The 17,336-nt window shown below is 34.0% G+C and carries 15 protein-coding genes; 5 read left to right on the top strand and 10 right to left on the bottom strand.

Translation table 11 applies throughout. From position 1 onward, the window contains the following. The first annotated feature begins 5 nt into the window (after positions 1–5). Positions 6–1,004: an EamA family transporter gene (locus FH779_RS03880; protein ID WP_244958018.1), complete on the top strand. Its 999-nt coding sequence runs from the start codon at positions 6–8 to the stop codon at positions 1,002–1,004. A 235-nt stretch (positions 1,005–1,239) separates the two neighbouring features. On the opposite strand, the gene sucD is transcribed toward FH779_RS03880, so the two are convergent. The 3 genes from sucD to FH779_RS03865 all read right to left on the bottom strand — a co-directional run bounded on the left by sucD (position 1,240) and on the right by FH779_RS03865 (position 4,073). Continuing rightward, positions 1,240–2,109, bottom strand: coding sequence for a succinate--CoA ligase subunit alpha (gene sucD / locus FH779_RS03875; protein ID WP_038337297.1), 870 nt, complete (start codon positions 2,107–2,109; stop codon positions 1,240–1,242). A 166-nt stretch (positions 2,110–2,275) separates the two neighbouring features. Next, entirely contained in the window at positions 2,276–3,202 is a 927-nt protein-coding gene (locus FH779_RS03870) for a UDP-3-O-(3-hydroxymyristoyl)glucosamine N-acyltransferase (RefSeq protein WP_114999484.1), read from the bottom strand. 88 nt (positions 3,203–3,290) lie between these two features. Next, complete coding sequence (locus FH779_RS03865; RefSeq protein WP_114999482.1) at positions 3,291–4,073, bottom strand: META domain-containing protein; 783 nt, start codon at positions 4,071–4,073, stop codon at positions 3,291–3,293. Positions 4,074–4,238: 165 nt separating this feature from the next. On the opposite strand from FH779_RS03865, the gene dnaG reads away from it, so the two are divergent. Beyond that, entirely contained in the window at positions 4,239–6,185 is a 1,947-nt protein-coding gene (gene dnaG / locus FH779_RS03860) for a DNA primase (protein WP_180906126.1), read from the top strand. Positions 6,186–6,432: 247 nt separating this feature from the next. After that, positions 6,433–6,924, top strand: a complete 492-nt coding sequence (locus FH779_RS03855; RefSeq protein WP_221414072.1) for a septal ring lytic transglycosylase RlpA family protein — start codon at positions 6,433–6,435, stop codon at positions 6,922–6,924. 57 nt (positions 6,925–6,981) lie between these two features. Here the strand turns inward: FH779_RS03855 and FH779_RS03850 are convergent, their stop codons facing one another. After that, positions 6,982–7,287, bottom strand: coding sequence for a hypothetical protein (locus tag FH779_RS03850; protein WP_221627946.1), 306 nt, complete (start codon positions 7,285–7,287; stop codon positions 6,982–6,984). A 124-nt stretch (positions 7,288–7,411) separates the two neighbouring features. Between FH779_RS03850 and FH779_RS03845 the strand changes: the two genes are divergently transcribed. Next, positions 7,412–7,723: a hypothetical protein gene (locus tag FH779_RS03845; RefSeq protein ID WP_180906125.1), complete on the top strand. Its 312-nt coding sequence runs from the start codon at positions 7,412–7,414 to the stop codon at positions 7,721–7,723. 76 nt (positions 7,724–7,799) lie between these two features. Here FH779_RS03845 and FH779_RS03840 read toward each other — a convergent pair whose 3' ends face one another. The 6 genes from FH779_RS03840 to FH779_RS03815 are packed head-to-tail and all read right to left on the bottom strand — an operon-like array spanning position 7,800 to position 16,426. Beyond that, on the bottom strand, positions 7,800–9,137 hold the full coding sequence (locus FH779_RS03840; RefSeq protein WP_180906124.1) for a hypothetical protein: 1,338 nt from the start codon (positions 9,135–9,137) through the stop codon (positions 7,800–7,802). Positions 9,138–9,155: 18 nt separating this feature from the next. Beyond that, complete coding sequence (locus FH779_RS03835) at positions 9,156–9,836, bottom strand: c-type cytochrome (RefSeq protein WP_180906123.1); 681 nt, start codon at positions 9,834–9,836, stop codon at positions 9,156–9,158. After that, positions 9,836–10,405, bottom strand: a complete 570-nt coding sequence (locus tag FH779_RS03830; protein WP_221627898.1) for a DUF3341 domain-containing protein — start codon at positions 10,403–10,405, stop codon at positions 9,836–9,838. The genes FH779_RS03835 and FH779_RS03830 overlap by 1 nt, the downstream gene beginning before the upstream one ends. Continuing rightward, a complete protein-coding gene (gene nrfD / locus FH779_RS03825) occupies positions 10,386–11,789 on the bottom strand; it encodes an NrfD/PsrC family molybdoenzyme membrane anchor subunit (RefSeq protein ID WP_038336919.1) in 1,404 nt (467 codons plus the stop codon). Before nrfD ends, FH779_RS03830 begins: the two co-directional genes overlap by 20 nt. Positions 11,790–11,823: 34 nt before the next feature. Beyond that, positions 11,824–14,985 (bottom strand): TAT-variant-translocated molybdopterin oxidoreductase, encoded by a 3,162-nt coding sequence (locus FH779_RS03820; RefSeq protein ID WP_180906122.1) that lies wholly within the window; start codon positions 14,983–14,985, stop codon positions 11,824–11,826. 22 nt (positions 14,986–15,007) lie between these two features. Beyond that, complete coding sequence (locus FH779_RS03815; protein ID WP_180906121.1) at positions 15,008–16,426, bottom strand: c-type cytochrome; 1,419 nt, start codon at positions 16,424–16,426, stop codon at positions 15,008–15,010. 414 nt (positions 16,427–16,840) lie between these two features. Between FH779_RS03815 and FH779_RS03810 the strand changes: the two genes are divergently transcribed. Continuing rightward, positions 16,841–17,329, top strand: a complete 489-nt coding sequence (locus FH779_RS03810) for an SPOR domain-containing protein (protein WP_180906120.1) — start codon at positions 16,841–16,843, stop codon at positions 17,327–17,329. The last annotated feature ends 7 nt before the right edge of the window (positions 17,330–17,336 follow it).

The raw sequence follows: 17,336 nt of genomic DNA, 5'->3' as shown, positions 1-17,336 counted from the left end.
CTTAAATGAAACAAAGTTGCAAAATACATTATAAAATTAAAGATTTTCACCATAGTATTTCAATTATTTTTGCAAAACAAAATAATATATCAAACATTCTATTCATGAAAAATGCGACGTTAAAAGGATTTTTATTTGCAATTATTGCAGCTTCATTATGGGGAATTTCAGGAACATTTGGGCAATTTTTGTTTCAACAACGTGGCATCAATGTAGAATGGATGATTACAGTAAGAATGCTTGTTTCGGGTTTCATTTTGTTGTTATATGCTGCAAGCCAGAAAGAAGCTAAAATCGTTGATGTTTGGCATAATAAAAAGGATGCTTTTCGATTGATACTTTTCTCGATAACAGGGATGCTTATGGTGCAATACACCTACTTTGCAGCCATCAAACACTCTAATGCCGCTACAGCAACAGTATTACAATATGCAGGTCCAGTTCTTATCGCTATTTATTTAGCATTTAAAAATAAAAAAACTCCTCGTTTTATTGATTGTATTGCCATTTCTTTTGCTATTATTGGTACTTTCTTGTTGGTTACTCATGGTAAATTGGATAGCTTAAATATCTCTACAACCGCATTATTTTTTGGTTTAGGATCTGCTGTAGCTTTAGCAATTTATACGTTACAACCTATTCCATTATTGCAAAAATACAATTCGGCAACAATTATCGGTTGGGGAATGTTAATCGGTGGATTAGCCTTTTCGTTTGTTAAAGCTCCTTGGTCAATAGATGGTATTTGGGATCAGAAAACATATTTATATACTTTATTCATCATTCTTTTTGGAACATTAATTCCCTTCTATTTATACCTAACCGCAGTACAAATTATTGGTGGTCAAAAAAGTAGTTTACTTGCTTCTGCTGAACCTCTTTCTGCAACAATTATTGCAATACTTTGGCTTAATGTTTCTTTTGGTATCCTTGATTGGATTGGCAGTTTATTGATTGTTTCGACAATTTTTTTATTGAGTTATGAGAAGAAAAAAGTTAATTAAGTATAATAAATTATTTTAATAAAATGATGAATCACTTTTTTTAAACACGTCAATTTACTTTATTAAAACAACTTATATTTTAATTATGTATTCATTCTAAATCGTGGGATTTTTAATTGTCATTTAAACGTAAAAAAATTAATGAGTGACAGAAATCTCATCTTAAAAAGATACTATGAAATAAAAAAAGGAACTCAAATTTGAGTTCCTTTACTATTTTGATTAAGAATATTTCTTATCCTAAAACTTTTGCAACTGTAGCTCCGATATCAGCAGGAGATGCAACAACGTGGATTCCACATTCTTCCATAATTGCCATTTTAGCTTGTGCTGTATCATCAGCTCCACCTACGATAGCTCCAGCGTGTCCCATTGTACGACCTTTTGGTGCAGTTTGTCCTGCGATAAATCCTACAACTGGTTTAGTTCCATTTGCTTTAATCCAACGAGCAGCCTCAGCTTCTAATTGTCCACCGATTTCACCAATCATTACGATACACTCAGTTTCTGGGTCATTCATAAATAATTCAACAGCTTCTTTTGTTGTAGTACCAATAATTGGATCTCCACCAATTCCGATTGCTGTAGAAATTCCGTAACCAGCTTTTACAACTTGATCAGCAGCTTCGTAAGTTAAAGTTCCTGATTTAGAAACGATACCAACTTTACCTTTTTTGAAAATGAAACCTGGCATAATACCTACTTTAGCTTCCTCAGAAGTAATAACACCAGGACAGTTAGGTCCGATTAATGTTACATCTCTTTGGTCAACATAAGCTTGTACTTTTACCATATCTTCTACTGGAATACCTTCTGTAATACAGATAATTACTTTGATACCTGCTTCTGCAGCTTCCATTACAGCGTCAGCAGCGAATGCTGGTGGAACGAAAATAATAGAAACGTCTGCTCCTGCTTGATCAACAGCATCTTTTACTGTGTTAAAAATTGGTAACCCTAAGTGAGTTTGTCCTCCTTTTCCTGGAGTTACACCACCTACTACTTGTGTTCCATATTCAATCATTTGCTCAGCATGAAAAGTTCCTTCTTTCCCTGTGAAACCTTGAACGATTATTTTTGAATCTTTGTTTACTAATACAGACATTGTGATTTTTAATTTACACAAATATAAAAGGAGTTTTGCATTTTAAAAAATATTCAATGTAAAAAATACACTAAGTCTTTATTGGAACAGGACAAAAAAGTATAAGATATTTATCATAAAAAAAGCCGACCAAACGGTCGGCTGCAAATATATTCTATAAATAATTTTATTTTCTCTTGTAATCGCGAACCATTATCTCTGTGACAGCCATTTTTTTATACAAGCCACGAGCCTCTTCTGCCGGATAACCAAAATATGTTTTTCCTCCTTCCAAAGATTTACTAACCCCTGCTTGTGCTAATAACACCGCTTTTGTACCGATTGTTACACCACTTGTAATCCCAACTTGTCCCCAAATAGAAACTTCGTCTTCTACATTTACACAACCAGCAATTCCGACTTGCGAAGCAATCAAACATTTTTTACCAATAATTGTATCATGACCAATCTGAATTAAGTTATCCATAATTGTTCCTTCTCCAATAATTGTAGACGCAGAAACTCCTCTATCTATCGTACAATTCGCACCAATTTCTACATTATTTTCGATGATAACATTTCCGACAGATTTTAAACGATCAAAACCTGTTTCGCGGTTTTTGTAGTAAAATGCATCAGCTCCTAAAACTGTTCCTGAACGAATAATTACATTATCTCCGATAATTGCATAATCATTGATTGATACATTAGAATGAATCACACAATTTTTTCCAATTTTAACATGATTTCCAATAAATGCCCCTGGCTGAATAATTGTTCCTTCACCTATTTCTGCAGAATCAGAAATTTGTTTTGTAGCAGCTTCAAACGCCATAAAATGTTGTCCAATTTTTACAAAATCACGAAAAGGATCATCAGAAATCAACAAAGCTTTTCCTTCTGGACAATCAACTTCTTTGTTAATCAAAACAATTGTTGCATTCGATTGTAGCGCTTTATCATAATATTTTGGATGATCAACAAAAACAATATCTCCCGCTTCTACACGGTGAATTTCATTGATTCCTTCGACTGGAAAATTTTCGTCTCCAATAAATTTCGCATCGATAATTGATGCTATATCTTTTAATTGATGTGTTTGTGGAAATTTCATCTTTCTCTCCTTTTAAAAAGTATACAAATATAAAAATAAAAAAGCTGTCAAAAAATGACAGCTTTAATGATTTATGAATTGAATTTCATTATTTTTTCTTGAAAACCATTGTTTTAACATCATTTGCAAACAAAACTAATTTTCCGTCTACAATTTCGTATTTATTTACATTATTAAAACGCTCTCCAAAAGCATCAGAATCTACACCTTGACAAGCCATACGCGTTGTTGCGATGTTTTTTACTGTCAATGAATTGCCTACTGCTACATAAGCTCCTGTCAAATTATTACATCCATCATTACCAGAAACCTTGTTATTTTGGAATGTTAATGTAGGTTTTTGATTTGGGAAACGATCGTCTACTGATTTTGCACTTCTATCTTTACCAATAAATTCTTCTAATTCCCAAGAACCTGCTAAAGTACCAGGACGAACAAAAGTCATGATGACAATATCTCCTTGAATTAATAATAATTTATTATCTGAAATAGAGTATTTTAATTTTCCGTTTAATTTTGAACTGAAATTAGAATCTTCTACATTTTGACAAGCTTTCATCGTAGACATCATATTACCAAATGTAATTTCATTTCCAGAAATTGTAACTCCTCCATTCAAAGTGTTACAACCATCCGAAGCATTTAACATACTATTCGAAATAAAATTAAGGTAAGGAGTTCCCATTGGATAAGCTTCTGCAATAGAACCTGCCTTCATAAAATTGATTTGGCTCAACTCCCATTTTCCTAAAATAGAGTTGTTATTTGTGTTTTCAGTATTACCTATCACGTTATTAACAGTAGAACAAGATGTTAAAAATCCTGTTGCTAAAATTGCTGCAAAAGATATTTTTAAAATTGTTGATTTCATAAAATTTAATTTCAAGTTTCAGTCTAATATACGAATATCATACCAAAATCTCAAAAATGTTAAAATTCGTTTCTACAAAGGTTTTGAAAAGATGAAGCCAAGTAAAGAATTTGTTTTAATTTTGAGAAATAATTTGTTTACACAATTCTCAAAAAATAATTCAATTTGATTTCTCAAAGAACGATAGATATAATTTTCGAAACAGCTCGTGTAGAAGAAGTTGTTGGTGATTTTGTAACCTTAAAACGTGCAGGTTCTAGCTTAAAAGGACTCTCGCCTTTTGGGAACGAAAAAACGCCTTCTTTTGTTGTTTCACCTGCCAAACAAATCTGGAAAGATTTTTCTTCTGGAAGAGGTGGAAATGTTGTGACTTTTTTGATGGAAGTTGAACAATTTACTTATCCAGAAGCCTTGCGATGGTTGGCAAAACGTTATAACATCGAGATTGAAGAAGATGGTGATTACACTTTTGAGCAACAACAAGAGGAAAAAGATCGCGAAAGTTTATATATCTTGACTGATTTTGCGAAGAAATTCTTCACTAATCAATTGCATAATTCGGAAGAAGGGAATTTGATTGGATTAAGTTATTTCCGCGAACGTGGCTTTACCAAAGAAACCATCGATAAATTTGAACTTGGTTATTCGCCAAAACAATGGGATGCTTTTGCTGAATATGCCTTAAAAAATGGTTATTCTAAAGAATTGATTGAAGAAGCTGGTTTAGCAACTTTCAAAGAAGATAATAAGAAATATGACAAGTTTCGCGAGCGTGTAATGTTTCCTATTTATAGTTTTTCGGGACGTACGTTGGGTTTTGGTGGACGAATTTTGCGAAATGATGCCAAAGCAGCAAAATATTTAAACTCTCCCGAAAATAAAATTTACCATAAAAGTAAAACGCTTTACGGATTATTTCAGGCGAAACAACACATTACAAAAGCTGATCAATGTTTCTTGGTCGAAGGTTATACAGATGTTTTGTCTTTGCATCAAGCCGGAATTCAAAATGTAGTAGCGAGTTCTGGAACAGCACTTACAAATGAACAAATTCGTTTGATAAAACGTTTGACAGAGAATATCATTGTGATGTACGATGGTGATAATGCTGGTATCAAAGCGTCTTTCCGTGGAATTGATATGATTTTGGAACAAGAAATGAATGTCAAAATTCTTTTGTTACCAGAAGGCGAAGATCCAGATTCGTTTGCGAAAAAACATTCGACAACTGAAATCGAAGCGTATATAAAAGAAAACGCATCTGATTTTATTCGTTTCAAAGCAAATGTTTTGTTGGAAGATGCGAAGAATGATCCAATCAAAAAAGCTGAATTAATTAGAGAAATTGTAAAATCAATTTCGCTTATTCCGAATATTATCAAGCAAGAAGTTTACATTGCAGAAACTTCTAAAATAATGGAAATTCGAGAAGAAGTTTTGTTCAAAGAATTGGCTCAATTGCAAAATTCTGGCGATAAATCGACTTCTTCGTCTTCTCATATTACCGATAATGCGCGAACTAAAAAACCTGCTATTTCGGTTTTTCCGTCTACAAAAGAAGTCATCAATGTTCAGCAAACTGTAGAAAATGAAATCATTAAGTTGATTATGCAATTTGGTGATTTAGAAGTTGATTTGAAGAACGAGAACAACGAGCTATACAAAACAACAGTTAACCAAGAAATCATTTCTCAATTTGATGAAAACGAGTTAAGTTTGAGTAATCCACTTTATCAATCTATTTTAGAAGAAGTGAAAGTTGGTTTGGGAAATGATGAATTGCGAACAGGAACTTATTTTTCTCGATTAACCAATCCAGAAATTGTACAGCTTGCTTCGGAAATGATGTTAGAAAAACATAGTTTAAGCGAAAACTGGACAGTAAAGCAAGGCATCAACATTAAGAAAAAAGAAGAATTTGTGCACAAAGATTTATTTGATGTTTTACTTCGCTTCAAAATTATTTACATAGATAATGTGATTAAAGAATTGATGCATCAAACAAAAAATCCTGAATTATCAATCGAAGAAACAAGTCAAATTCTTCAACAAATTATGCATTTTACTGGATTAAAAAATATCTTAAATCAACATCTTAATCGCGTCATTTAATTTAACATTTACTTGTTAAAAGATTAATATATTGATTAATAAATGTTTACGTAATAATTGTAAATAATTCTTAAAAATTTTAATAAGTAACTATATTTTTAACTTATAGTTAACAATTCTTTCTAAAGCTACTAAACATAGACATTTAGGTATCTTTTCTTTTCTAAAAAACATTAGAAAAAACTATGCATGTACAAACAAAATCTATTATGCTTATTTTAGATAAAGATTCAGAAAGAACTAAAGAATGACAAAGAATATTTTAACATTATTAGTAATGCTGATGATTATCCCAATGGCTCAAGCTAAAGGAAAATCAAACTTTTCAATAGAAAATCCGTTACCAGTTGCTATAACTAAAAATTTGAAACTTAATTTAATCAATAAATTTTCAGATTTTAATAAAACAGATAATACTGCGATTTCGGAAATTGTTGAAAAAGCTGGAAAAAAAGTAAGTGGAATTGTATCCTGGTATGCTGATAAATTTCACGGTAAAAAAACTTCTAGTGGCGAGTTATATAACAAAAACAATTTAACTGCAGCACACAAAACTTTACCATTCGGTACAAAAGTCAAAGTAACCAATACAACTAACGGAAAATCTGTTGTTGTAAAAATAAACGATAGAGGACCGCATACAAAATCTCGTTTATTGGATTTGAGTAAAGCAGCGTTTACTTCTATAGGTTCTACTAATGCGGGAACATTGAACGTAGAAATGGAAGTTGTAGAGTAAAACAATTTTTAGATATTAAAAAGAAAAGGATTGAACAATGTTCAATCCTTTTTTATTTTAGTCATCATAATGTTTATGATGTCCTTTCTTTTTATAATAATTTCCATTATTTTTCTTTTGTTGACCTGGTGCATATCGTTTTGCAGATTTATCACCATGTACTTTTTTGTGTTGACCTGGTGGTAAGCTACGATGGTCGTCATATCTCACTTCGTATTTCGGATATTTCTTATACTTCTTTTTGTGTTTATGCTGATGCTCTAACCCATATATAGTTGTAGAACCATCACACGATACCAAAAATAAAGCAGCGAAAGCAAAAACGGCAATCAAGTTGATTTTTTTTAATACTGTTAGTTTCATAATCATATTCATTATATTCATTTTGAGATAAGACAATAACCTTACCAAAAAAGACTTTACAATATTTTAATGAATATACTGATTGGAATAGTATTTGAGAATCAATAATTAAACTATTAAAATTATGAAAGAAAAAATCCAATACCGCTACAAAACAACGAACGAAGCTTTAGACGAACTAAAAGAAAATGGTTTTACTATTGACTATAATATCGAAAAAGATCAATTAAAACAAGCTCCTGAAATCTTTGATATCGTATGCATTTATCGTTACGAAGGAATGTCTGATCCTGATGATGAGTCTTCGGTTTATGGTATAATTAATAATCAAAACGGAGACAAAGGTGTTTACGTGGTTGGAAATCTATCAACAGATGACGATGTCGATCATTTCTTGGTTGATTTGGAAATAAAACGTAGAACAATTCAAGAATAAAATAACAATTATTAATCAAATAAAAAAAGCTCGATGCAAATGCATCGAGCTTTTAGGTTTTATAACATCTTTCTAATTAGAAAGGATATTCATAAATTTTTGATTCGTGGAAGTAAGGATGACCTTTTGCTTCTAAGTTTAATTTAGAAACTGCATTCATAACTACGAATGTAAATAATCCTCCGATTCCAACTAATGCTCCAATTTCCATTAAACCAAAGTTGTGGAATGGTCCAACAGCTGCTGGCATAATTTGGTTGTAGAAATCCCAGTAGTGTCCGAAGATGATAACGAATCCCATCGCGAAAACGATTTGGTAACGACGTTTCATGCTTGATGAAATTAAAATCAAGAATGGAGCTACTAAGTTAATGATCAACATCCAGAAATATAATGGGTATTGCGCCATACGTTGTTGGAAGTATTGAGCTTCCTCAGGAATGTTTGCGTACCATTGTAACATGAATTGACAGAACCATAGGTAAGACCATAATAATGAGAAACCGAACATGTATTTTGTTAAATCATGTAAGTGGTTATCATTAAATAATGGTAAAGCGTTCTTTCTTTTTAAGTAGATAGAAATAATTGCCATAATAGAAACCGCAGAAACTAAGTATGAAACCATTCCGTACCACATAAATAATGAAGAGAACCAGTGTGGATCTAAAGACATCACGAAATCCCAAGCAAATGCTGCAGAACAAATTGCGAAAATCACTAAGTAAATTACTGATTTTTTGTACAATTGAGCGTACACTTTTAAGTCTCCGTTTGTCTCATCTAATTTACGTGTTGCGTTTTTAATTACTGGTAACATTAAAGATAATACTACTAAGTAAATAACACAACGTACTAACCAGAAGTTAGGGCTTAACCAAAGTTGAGCTTTGTTCGCCATGAAGATATCATACTTCTCGCTATCAGGATTTATTAAATCAGCATCCATCCAGTGGAATAAGTGATTCATGTGAAAATAAGATCCTAAAACGATGATAGCTACAAGTACAGAACCTACTGGTAAAAATGATGCGATAGCCTCCATAACACGAGATACTACCATAGACCAACCAGCGTTAGCTACGAATTGAATACATAAGAAAAACAACGCAGACGCCGCAATACCAAACGATAAATAAGCTGGTACATAGAAAGCTGCCCAAGGTCTGTTTTTCAATAAATTTGTCAAATGCTCCATGTGTCCAGCATGATCTGTATTCATAGATGCATAAGAATCTGAAATGTAGTCACCAAAAAATTGAGTTGGGTGAGCTTCAATCAAACCGTTAATATATTCAGTTGAATTAGCAACATCTTGTTGATGTAAGAAAAATCCTATCCCGTAAAGTACAACACCTATAACAGCTAAGATAAGTGATGCATTTTTTAATTTTGGGGAAAATGTATATTGCATAATAATTAACTTATTTTATTATTTATTAGTTGCTGTTTCAGTTTCTGTTGCAGGTTTTGCTTCAGCAGTTGCTTCTCCGGCTGGAGCAGCGGCAGCTGTAGTAGCACCTTTCAAACTCATTACATATTCAGCAACTCTCCAACGGTCTGCAGGAGTCAATTGAGATGCGTAAGAACCCATCGCATTTTTTCCGTACATAATTACATGATAAACAGAACCTACTGTAACATCTCTTTCGCTATAATTAGGAACACCTGAATAAGCTTTAGATTTTACGATTGATCCTTGTCCATCACCAGCGTCACCGTGACAAACTGCACAGTTTTGTCCAAACAATAACTTACCTCTTTCTAAATCTGCAGCTTTGTTAGCCGCATTCAAAGGAGAAACAGTTACTGCTTTTGCTTGTGCATAACCAGCGTTATTGTTTTTGTAAGTCCATGGTAAAATATCACCATCTGTTCTTGCAACAGCACCTTCTACAGATTCTAATGCAGACATATTGTGATTTTTACTTAATACAGGAACTTCAGAATTTTCTTCGTCATGAGGGTAACCAAAAGTTGCCTTTTCGTAAGGATCATATGCCGTAGGATAATACATATCTGGCATATATACGATACTTGCGTGACGTTTTTTATCAGAACAAGAAGTGATAATAATACTTCCTAATCCTATAAGTAATGCTATCTTTTTCATTATGCTTCTTGTACTAAATTGTTAACACTTGGTTCTACGACTACATCACCTTTTACAGTTACTTCTTCAGCACCAGTCTCTACAAATACATTTTTGATTTTCTCAACATCAGCAGTTCTGATTTCGATTAAGAATTTATCATCTGTTGTACGTGGATCTGGATTTTTAGCTTTAGCTCCTGGATACATTTTATTACGCACTAAGTATGTTAATGACATAAAGTGCGCTGCACAGAATACTGTCAACTCGAACATAATAGGAACGAAAGCTGGCATATTCTCACCCCAAGAAAAAGATGGTTTCCCTCCAATATCTTGAGCCCAGTCATGGTTCATAATAAACCATGTCATCAAAGATGCTAACGTTGTACCAAATGCACCGTAGAAGAAAGCAAGGTCAGAAATACGAGTTTTCTTTAATCCTAAGGCTTTATCTAAACCGTGTACAGGGAAAGGTGTATATACTTCATCTATCGTAATACCTTGTTTACGAATAGATTTTACTGCTTTTAATAAATCATCATCGTCTCCGTAAAGACCATAAACGATTTTAGTGTTCGTGATGCTCATCTTCAGTATGATGTTTTTTATAGCTTTCGCCTGATGATTTCAAAATAGTTTTTAATTCAGATTGTGAAATAACTGGGAATGTACGTGCGTACAATAAGTATAACACAGAAAAGAATCCCATAGTACCTAAGAAGATACCTACGTCTACCCATGAAGGCATAAACATTGTCCAGCTTGATGGTAAATAGTCACGAGATAAGTTGATAACGATAATATCAAAACGCTCGAACCACATACCGATGTTAACTACGATAGAGATAACGAATGTCCAGAAGAAGTTTCTTCTAATTGGACGAATCCATAATAATCCTGGTACTAAAACGTTACAGATAATTAACGCCCAGAATGCCCACCAATAAGGTCCTGTTGCTGCTCCTGGAGAGAAGTATGTAAAGTCTTCGTAACGAGATCCTGAATACCAAGCGATCCATAACTCTGTTAAGTATGCTACTGCAACCATACCACCTGTTACAACGATTACAATGTTCATGTACTCGATGTGTTTACGTGTGATATAATCTTCGTAGTGTAAAACTTTACGCATTACACTTAATAATGTTTGTACCATCGCGAAACCAGAGAAAATAGCTCCGGCAACGAAATATGGAGGATATACTGTTGAGTGCCATCCTTTGATTACCGACGTTGCGAAGTCAAAAGATACAATCGTGTGTACCGAGAATACTAATGGTGTACATAAACCAGCTAATACCAAAGATAACTCTTCGAAACGTTGCCAATGTTTTGCTCCACCTCCCCATCCGAATGATAAGATTCCGTAGATTTTCTTAGCGAATGGTTTTGTTGCACGGTCACGTACCATAGCGAAGTCAGGAATTAATCCCATCAACCAGAAAACTGTTGATACAGAGAAATACGTAGAAATCGCGAATACGTCCCATAATAATGGTGAGTTAAAGTTAGGCCATAAAGATCCAAATTGGTTAGGAATTGGGAATACCCAGTACATTAACCATGGACGACCCATGTGAATTACAGGGAATAACGCTGCCTGTACAACGGCGAAGATTGTCATGGCTTCCGCAGAACGGTTAACCGACATTCTCCATTTTTGACGGAATAATAATAAAACGGCTGAGATTAACGTACCAGCGTGACCGATACCTACCCACCATACGAAGTTGGTGATATCCCATCCCCAGTTAATCGTTCTATTCAATCCCCATACACCAATACCAGTTCCTACTGTATAAGCAATTGCTCCAACACCAAAGATGAATGCAACCATTGCTATACTGAAACATGTCCACCACAACTTACTTGCTGGCGTCTCAATTGGACGAGCAATGTCTACTGTGATATCGTGGTAGGTTTTATGTCCTAAAATAAGGGGTTCTCTTACCTGTGATTCGTAATGTGACATATTTGTTTACCTTATTAATTCTTTACTAATTTAATTAAGCTTGTTCTTTTCTGTTTCTAACTTTTACTTGATAGATAACGTTTGGTTTTGTACCAATTTCTTCTAATAAAACATAAGAACGTTTATCTTTCGATGCAGCTCTTACTTCAGATTTATCATCATTGATATCACCAAATTTCATCGCACCTGTTCCACAAGCAGCAGCACAAGCAGCAGCAGCCATAAACTCTTCGTCTTTAACTACTCTGTTCTCTTTCTTAGCTTTTAAGATTGCAGCTTGAGTTTGTTGGATACAGAATGAACATTTCTCAATTACTCCTCGTGTACGTACAACAACGTCTGGGTTAAGTACCATACGACCTAAATCATTGTTCATGTGGAAGTCGTATTTGTCATTGTTCGCCCAGTTAAACCAGTTGAAACGACGTACTTTGTAAGGACAGTTATTTGCACAGTAACGAGTACCAACACAACGGTTATAAGCCATCATGTTTTGACCTTGACGACCATGAGATGTTGCACCTACTGGACACACAGTCTCACAAGGAGCGTGGTTACAGTGTTGACACATTAATGGTTGGAAAATCACATCTGGATTTTCAGCCTCTGGCTTAATTAAACGTGTATATTGTTGTGGTTCGTTATCTGGATCAGATTCTAACGCAACTTTTTGAGTTAATTTTCCGTCTTTATCTTGGTAAGTAACATCAGAGTAGTAACGGTCAATTCTTAACCAATACATATCTCTCGACATACGCATTTGCTCTTTACCAACAGTTGGTACGTTGTTTTCTGCTTGACAAGCAATCACACACGCTCCACATCCTGTACAAGAGTTCATATCAATTGTTAAATTGAAGTGAGGTCCTGTAGAACGATCAAAACTAGCCCATAAGTCAACTTCACCTACTGGAGAATCTCCTCTCCATGTTGGCATCTTCGCAACTGGATTCCATTCTTGACGATCTGTGTTGATGAAATCTGCTAAAGAAACTTCTCTTGCAATTTCGTAACGTCCCATCAATGTTGGTTGTTGTTGCATGTTAGCAAATTCGTGTTTATCTGAACGAGAAGATTTTTCAATCTTAACATTAGATGCACCTACGTTACCAGTATATAATGCGAAAGCATTAACCCCTACATTGTTTGCAACTTTACCAGCTTTTGTACGACCATAACCGAAAGCTAAACCTACAGTTCCGATTGCTTGACCTGGTTGGATGAATACTGGAACGTTTTCTAAAACTACTCCATTAACAGTTAAGTTTACATACTCACCGTCAAATTGCATTCTTCCGTTTGTAACGTTGTAGTTATCTTGAATTTTGATTCCTAATTTTTCCGCATCATTTGGATTAACTGTTAAATAGTTATCCCAAGAGTTACGTGTAATTGGATCTGGTAATTCTTGTAACCAAGGATTGTTTGCTTGTGTACCATCTCCTAAACCAGCTTTAGAATAGAATTGAATTTCCCATTCTGTTGCTTTAGCTCCAGCTAATTTTGTAGCAGCCGCTGCAGCAACACCAGTGTTAGCAGTAAATGCAGATGTTTCAGTCGTTTCATTATAACCATTGTATAATGCTTTGTTGAAATCTACACCTAATTTTGGTAAAATAGCTGATTCCCAGTTTTGTTTTACATATAAGTAATATGGAGAAACTTTTTGTCTTGTTGCAGAAACCGCCATCACCATAATTGGATCATTTGGATCTTCTACTTCTGTTACTTTAGTTACTCCTGTCATCCATGCGATTAATGAATCTTGGAATTGACGAGAATCAAATACACGTGGAATTGTTGGTTGTTGTAATGAATATACACCTGTTAATGGGTTGAAATCATTCCAAGACTCTAAACCGTGAGTAACTGGAGCAATAACGTCCATTACTGATGCAGTTTCGTCTAATTTTTCAACTAAACCAACTTTAAGTCCAATGTTTTTGAAAGCTGCTTCAATTTCTTTTGCATTTTTAGCATTGTAAATTGGATTTGTTTGGAAGTTTAATAAAACCCCAACTTGTCCAGCTTTAGCTTCTGCAACAAATTGATTAAATACAGCATCGTTAGACTCTTTTAATAAAACAGCTTTATCAGAAACTGCAGCTGATCCTAACAATTGATTAATTGCGTATGCAATTGCGTATGCTTCTTTCGAACCATCTGCCATAACAACCGCTTTAGAACCTTTTGCTGTTAATTCAGCAGCAATAGCTAATGCTTCTTTAGAAGAAGCTGAACCACCTGCTAATTTATTATAAACTTCAGCCAATACTTTTTCAGTATCAGTTGGTTTTAATGGATAACGTGTATCAGCATTTGCACCTGTTAAAGATAAAACAGATTCTACTTGGATGTGACGCATCATGTTTGCTCCTGGTTTACGAGCAACACCATAATCACCTTCCATTCCACCACCATTGTAATCACCTAAGAAATCTGCGTTGAAAGAAACAACTAATTCAGCATTCTTAAGATCGTAGAATGGCAATTCTCTTTTTCCGTAAACTTCTTGCGCTGCATCTAATGCATTCGTAGAAGAAATTGCATCATAAACAACGTGTTGAGTTGTTGGATATTTTGTTGCAAACTCAGCAATCAACTTTTTAGTTGTTGGTGAAGGTAAAGAAGAAGTTAAAATAACTACTTTTTTCCCTCCTACTGATGCTAATGCTTTTGTTACACGTGCATCAAGCTCTTTCCAAGATGTTGCTTTGAAGTTTTCACCTGCGTTTGTTAAAGGTGATTTTATTTTATCAGAATCGTATAATGATAATACAGATGCCTGAACACGTGCATTTGTAGAACCATAATATTTTGCGCCTTTGTTTGCATCAATTCTAATTGGACGACCTTCTCTTGTACGTACTAATACGTTCGCGTAATCGTATCCATCAAAAATTGTAGATGCATAATAAGTAGGTACACCAGGCATAATGTTTTCTGGTTTCACTACATAAGGAACAGATTTTACGATTGGAGCTTCACAGGCTGCTAAAGTAACAGCAGCTGTACTGAACCCTAAAATCTTCAAAAAGTCACGTCGTGAAGTTTGACTATTCTCCATGGCGTTATCATTCCCTAAGAAATTATCTACAGGAATTTCTTCTGCAAATTCGTTGGTAGTTAACTTTTCATTTAATGTATTGTCAGTTAACTCCTCAAAACTTTTCCAGTAATTTTTCTTCGAAGCCATTTATACTCCTCTCTTTTTTATATTAATAATGACATTTACCACACTCTAAACCTCCGATAGCATCAACTGTAATCTTAGTTGCGTCACCGTACTGTTTTTTCAGTTTTTCGTGTAGTTCTGCGTAATATTCTTTGTTATACTCGTTGTCCATATCTACCTCAGTAGTTCTGTGACACTCGATACACCATCCCATTGTGAAATCATTCGCCATTTTTACTTCGTTCATTTCATCAACACGTCCGTGACATGCGAAACAAACTTGGTCTCCTGATCCAATGTTCAATTCTTTAGCATTTGGAATAGTTCCATCTTTAATTGCTTTCTTAATCGCTTTCTCTCCAGCTACAACGTGTTGTGCGTGGCTAAAGAATACGAAATCTGGCATATTGTGGATACGTACCCATTCGATTGGTTTTTGCGGACCATCGTATTTGTTCGTTTCTGGATTCCATCCAATAGCTTTATACATTTTTTGGATTTCTCCTGTATAGAAGTTCTTAACTGCTTCCTCATCAGCGAATTTACCAGAAGTGATTAATTCTTCTTCGAAGTAATCTCCTTTGTATTCTTTGATTGTTTTGTGACAGTTCATACATACGTTTGGTGAAGGAATTCCAGACACTTTACCGTATTTAGCAGAACTGTGACAGTACTGACAGTCGATACCTTGTACACCTGCGTGAACTTTGTGAGAGAAATAAATTGGTTGTTCTGGCTCGTAACCTTTATCAACACCAATTCCCATTAATCCCCAATACACGTTGTACAATGCAAAGAATGCTAATACTGCGATTAACACACCACCAACTTTTTGGTATTTTTGGAAGAAGTTTGCGAAAGAAAAAGCAGCTTTTTCTTCTTTAGAATCTAAATCATCAGTTGCAGTTGCTTTAACTAATGCATTAACGCGAACCAAAATCCACAATAATAATGCTGCTAATACAACAAATCCAACTGCGATAACTCCTGTTCCAGCACCACCTCCGTTTCCGGCAGCAGCAGCTTTAGCAGCAGCAGCTTCTTTCTTTTTTGCAGCTTTTGCATCATCAAAAGCCTTTTTACCACCATCAGGATCGGCAGTATACGCTAGAATATTATCAATATCACCATCAGATAAGTTAGGAAAAGCTAACATTTCAGTGTTATTGTACTCAGCGAAAATTTTGTTTGCATACGCATCTCCAGACGCACGTAAAGCTTTGTTGTCCTTAATCCAAGAGTGTAACCACTCTTTTCCAAGTCCAGCTTCTTCTTGTACGCGTTTCTCAACATTACGTAATTCCGGCCCAATTAATTTACCATCAATCTGGTGACATGCAGTACAGTTGGCTTCGAATAATTCGTAACCTTTACCTGCATCTTGGGCATTTGCTAAGGAGAACGTCGATAGTATTATCGCGCAGCTCCATAAACGTATTCTTTTTAGAAATCTTGCCTTCATTTACTTAAATAATCTCAGTTCGTTGTTTCTTTTAACTCGTTTTTATTTGAACACTTAACTAACAGCAAAAATAGCTTCAATACTTAATAAAATCATAAAGTTTACATACTGAACTTTGTCATTGAGCTTAATTTAAAACGTTTCTAAATTAATTGTTAAAAAATATTGCTGTATAAATATTATCTATTTGATTTGATAGAAAAGATTTAGAACAAGAAAAATTGCTATTTAACATAATTTAAAAAATAATCATTATTGTTTTTATTATAATCTGCCAATCGATTTTACGAAACAACAATCAAATATTTGATTGTTAAAAAAAATTGGAACAATATTCGTTGTAAGAAAATAAAAGTCTATAAAATTTAATAACTTAATTGTAAAAAGTATATTTGCACAAATTAATTTCATCTTATGAAAAAATTTATCTTTTTATTCCTTATTACTTTTTCTTCTTGTGTTTTTGCTCAAGATAAAATTGATACTATTCAAATCATCAATAATGGTACATTGAATATGGAAATTGATAGTAGAATAAATAATGTATTAAAAGCAAAAGAAGATGCTGTTTGTAGTTATACCACTACTGTAAAGAAACCGACAGAGAAAAAACCAGTTATACAATCTAATGATCCTTGCGCAGGTACACCACAGGTTAATGGTTTCAAAATTCAGATTTATTATTCGAAAGATAGAAAAGATGCAGAGAAGGTAAGAAATGAATTTGCACGTTCTTATCCTGACTTATCATCGCAAACAGCTTATTTCTCACCAGACTATCGCGTTTTAGTTGGAGATTATTTTACAAGAGCATCTGCTTCGAGAGATATTCGTCGTTTGAAATCAAAATATAATAGTGCATTTTCTATTCCGTTCAAGGTTTTATGTAGAAAAGCGAAGTAATATTTTA

The sequence above is a fragment of the Empedobacter falsenii genome (genome assembly GCF_013488205.1).
Lineage (GTDB): Bacteria > Bacteroidota > Bacteroidia > Flavobacteriales > Weeksellaceae > Empedobacter > Empedobacter falsenii_C.
This window is presented reverse-complemented; position numbering and strand designations above follow the sequence as displayed.

Excerpts from the sequence above, each read along its gene's own strand:
- FH779_RS03880 (WP_244958018.1), top strand. The coding sequence starts at position 6 with ATGAAACAAAGTTGCAAAATACATTATAAAATTAAAGATTTTCACCAT.
- sucD (WP_038337297.1), bottom strand. The coding sequence starts at position 2,109 with ATGTCTGTATTAGTAAACAAAGATTCAAAAATAATCGTTCAAGGTTTC.
- FH779_RS03870 (WP_114999484.1), bottom strand. The coding sequence starts at position 3,202 with ATGAAATTTCCACAAACACATCAATTAAAAGATATAGCATCAATTATC.
- FH779_RS03865 (WP_114999482.1), bottom strand. The coding sequence starts at position 4,073 with ATGAAATCAACAATTTTAAAAATATCTTTTGCAGCAATTTTAGCAACA.
- FH779_RS03855 (WP_221414072.1), top strand. The coding sequence starts at position 6,433 with ATGACAAAGAATATTTTAACATTATTAGTAATGCTGATGATTATCCCA.
- FH779_RS03850 (WP_221627946.1), bottom strand. The coding sequence starts at position 7,287 with ATGAAACTAACAGTATTAAAAAAAATCAACTTGATTGCCGTTTTTGCT.
- FH779_RS03845 (WP_180906125.1), top strand. The coding sequence starts at position 7,412 with ATGAAAGAAAAAATCCAATACCGCTACAAAACAACGAACGAAGCTTTA.
- FH779_RS03840 (WP_180906124.1), bottom strand. The coding sequence starts at position 9,137 with ATGCAATATACATTTTCCCCAAAATTAAAAAATGCATCACTTATCTTA.
- FH779_RS03835 (WP_180906123.1), bottom strand. The coding sequence starts at position 9,836 with ATGAAAAAGATAGCATTACTTATAGGATTAGGAAGTATTATTATCACT.
- FH779_RS03830 (WP_221627898.1), bottom strand. The coding sequence starts at position 10,405 with ATGAGCATCACGAACACTAAAATCGTTTATGGTCTTTACGGAGACGAT.
- nrfD (WP_038336919.1), bottom strand. The coding sequence starts at position 11,789 with ATGTCACATTACGAATCACAGGTAAGAGAACCCCTTATTTTAGGACAT.
- FH779_RS03820 (WP_180906122.1), bottom strand. The coding sequence starts at position 14,985 with ATGGCTTCGAAGAAAAATTACTGGAAAAGTTTTGAGGAGTTAACTGAC.
- FH779_RS03815 (WP_180906121.1), bottom strand. The coding sequence starts at position 16,426 with ATGAAGGCAAGATTTCTAAAAAGAATACGTTTATGGAGCTGCGCGATA.
- FH779_RS03810 (WP_180906120.1), top strand. The coding sequence starts at position 16,841 with ATGAAAAAATTTATCTTTTTATTCCTTATTACTTTTTCTTCTTGTGTT.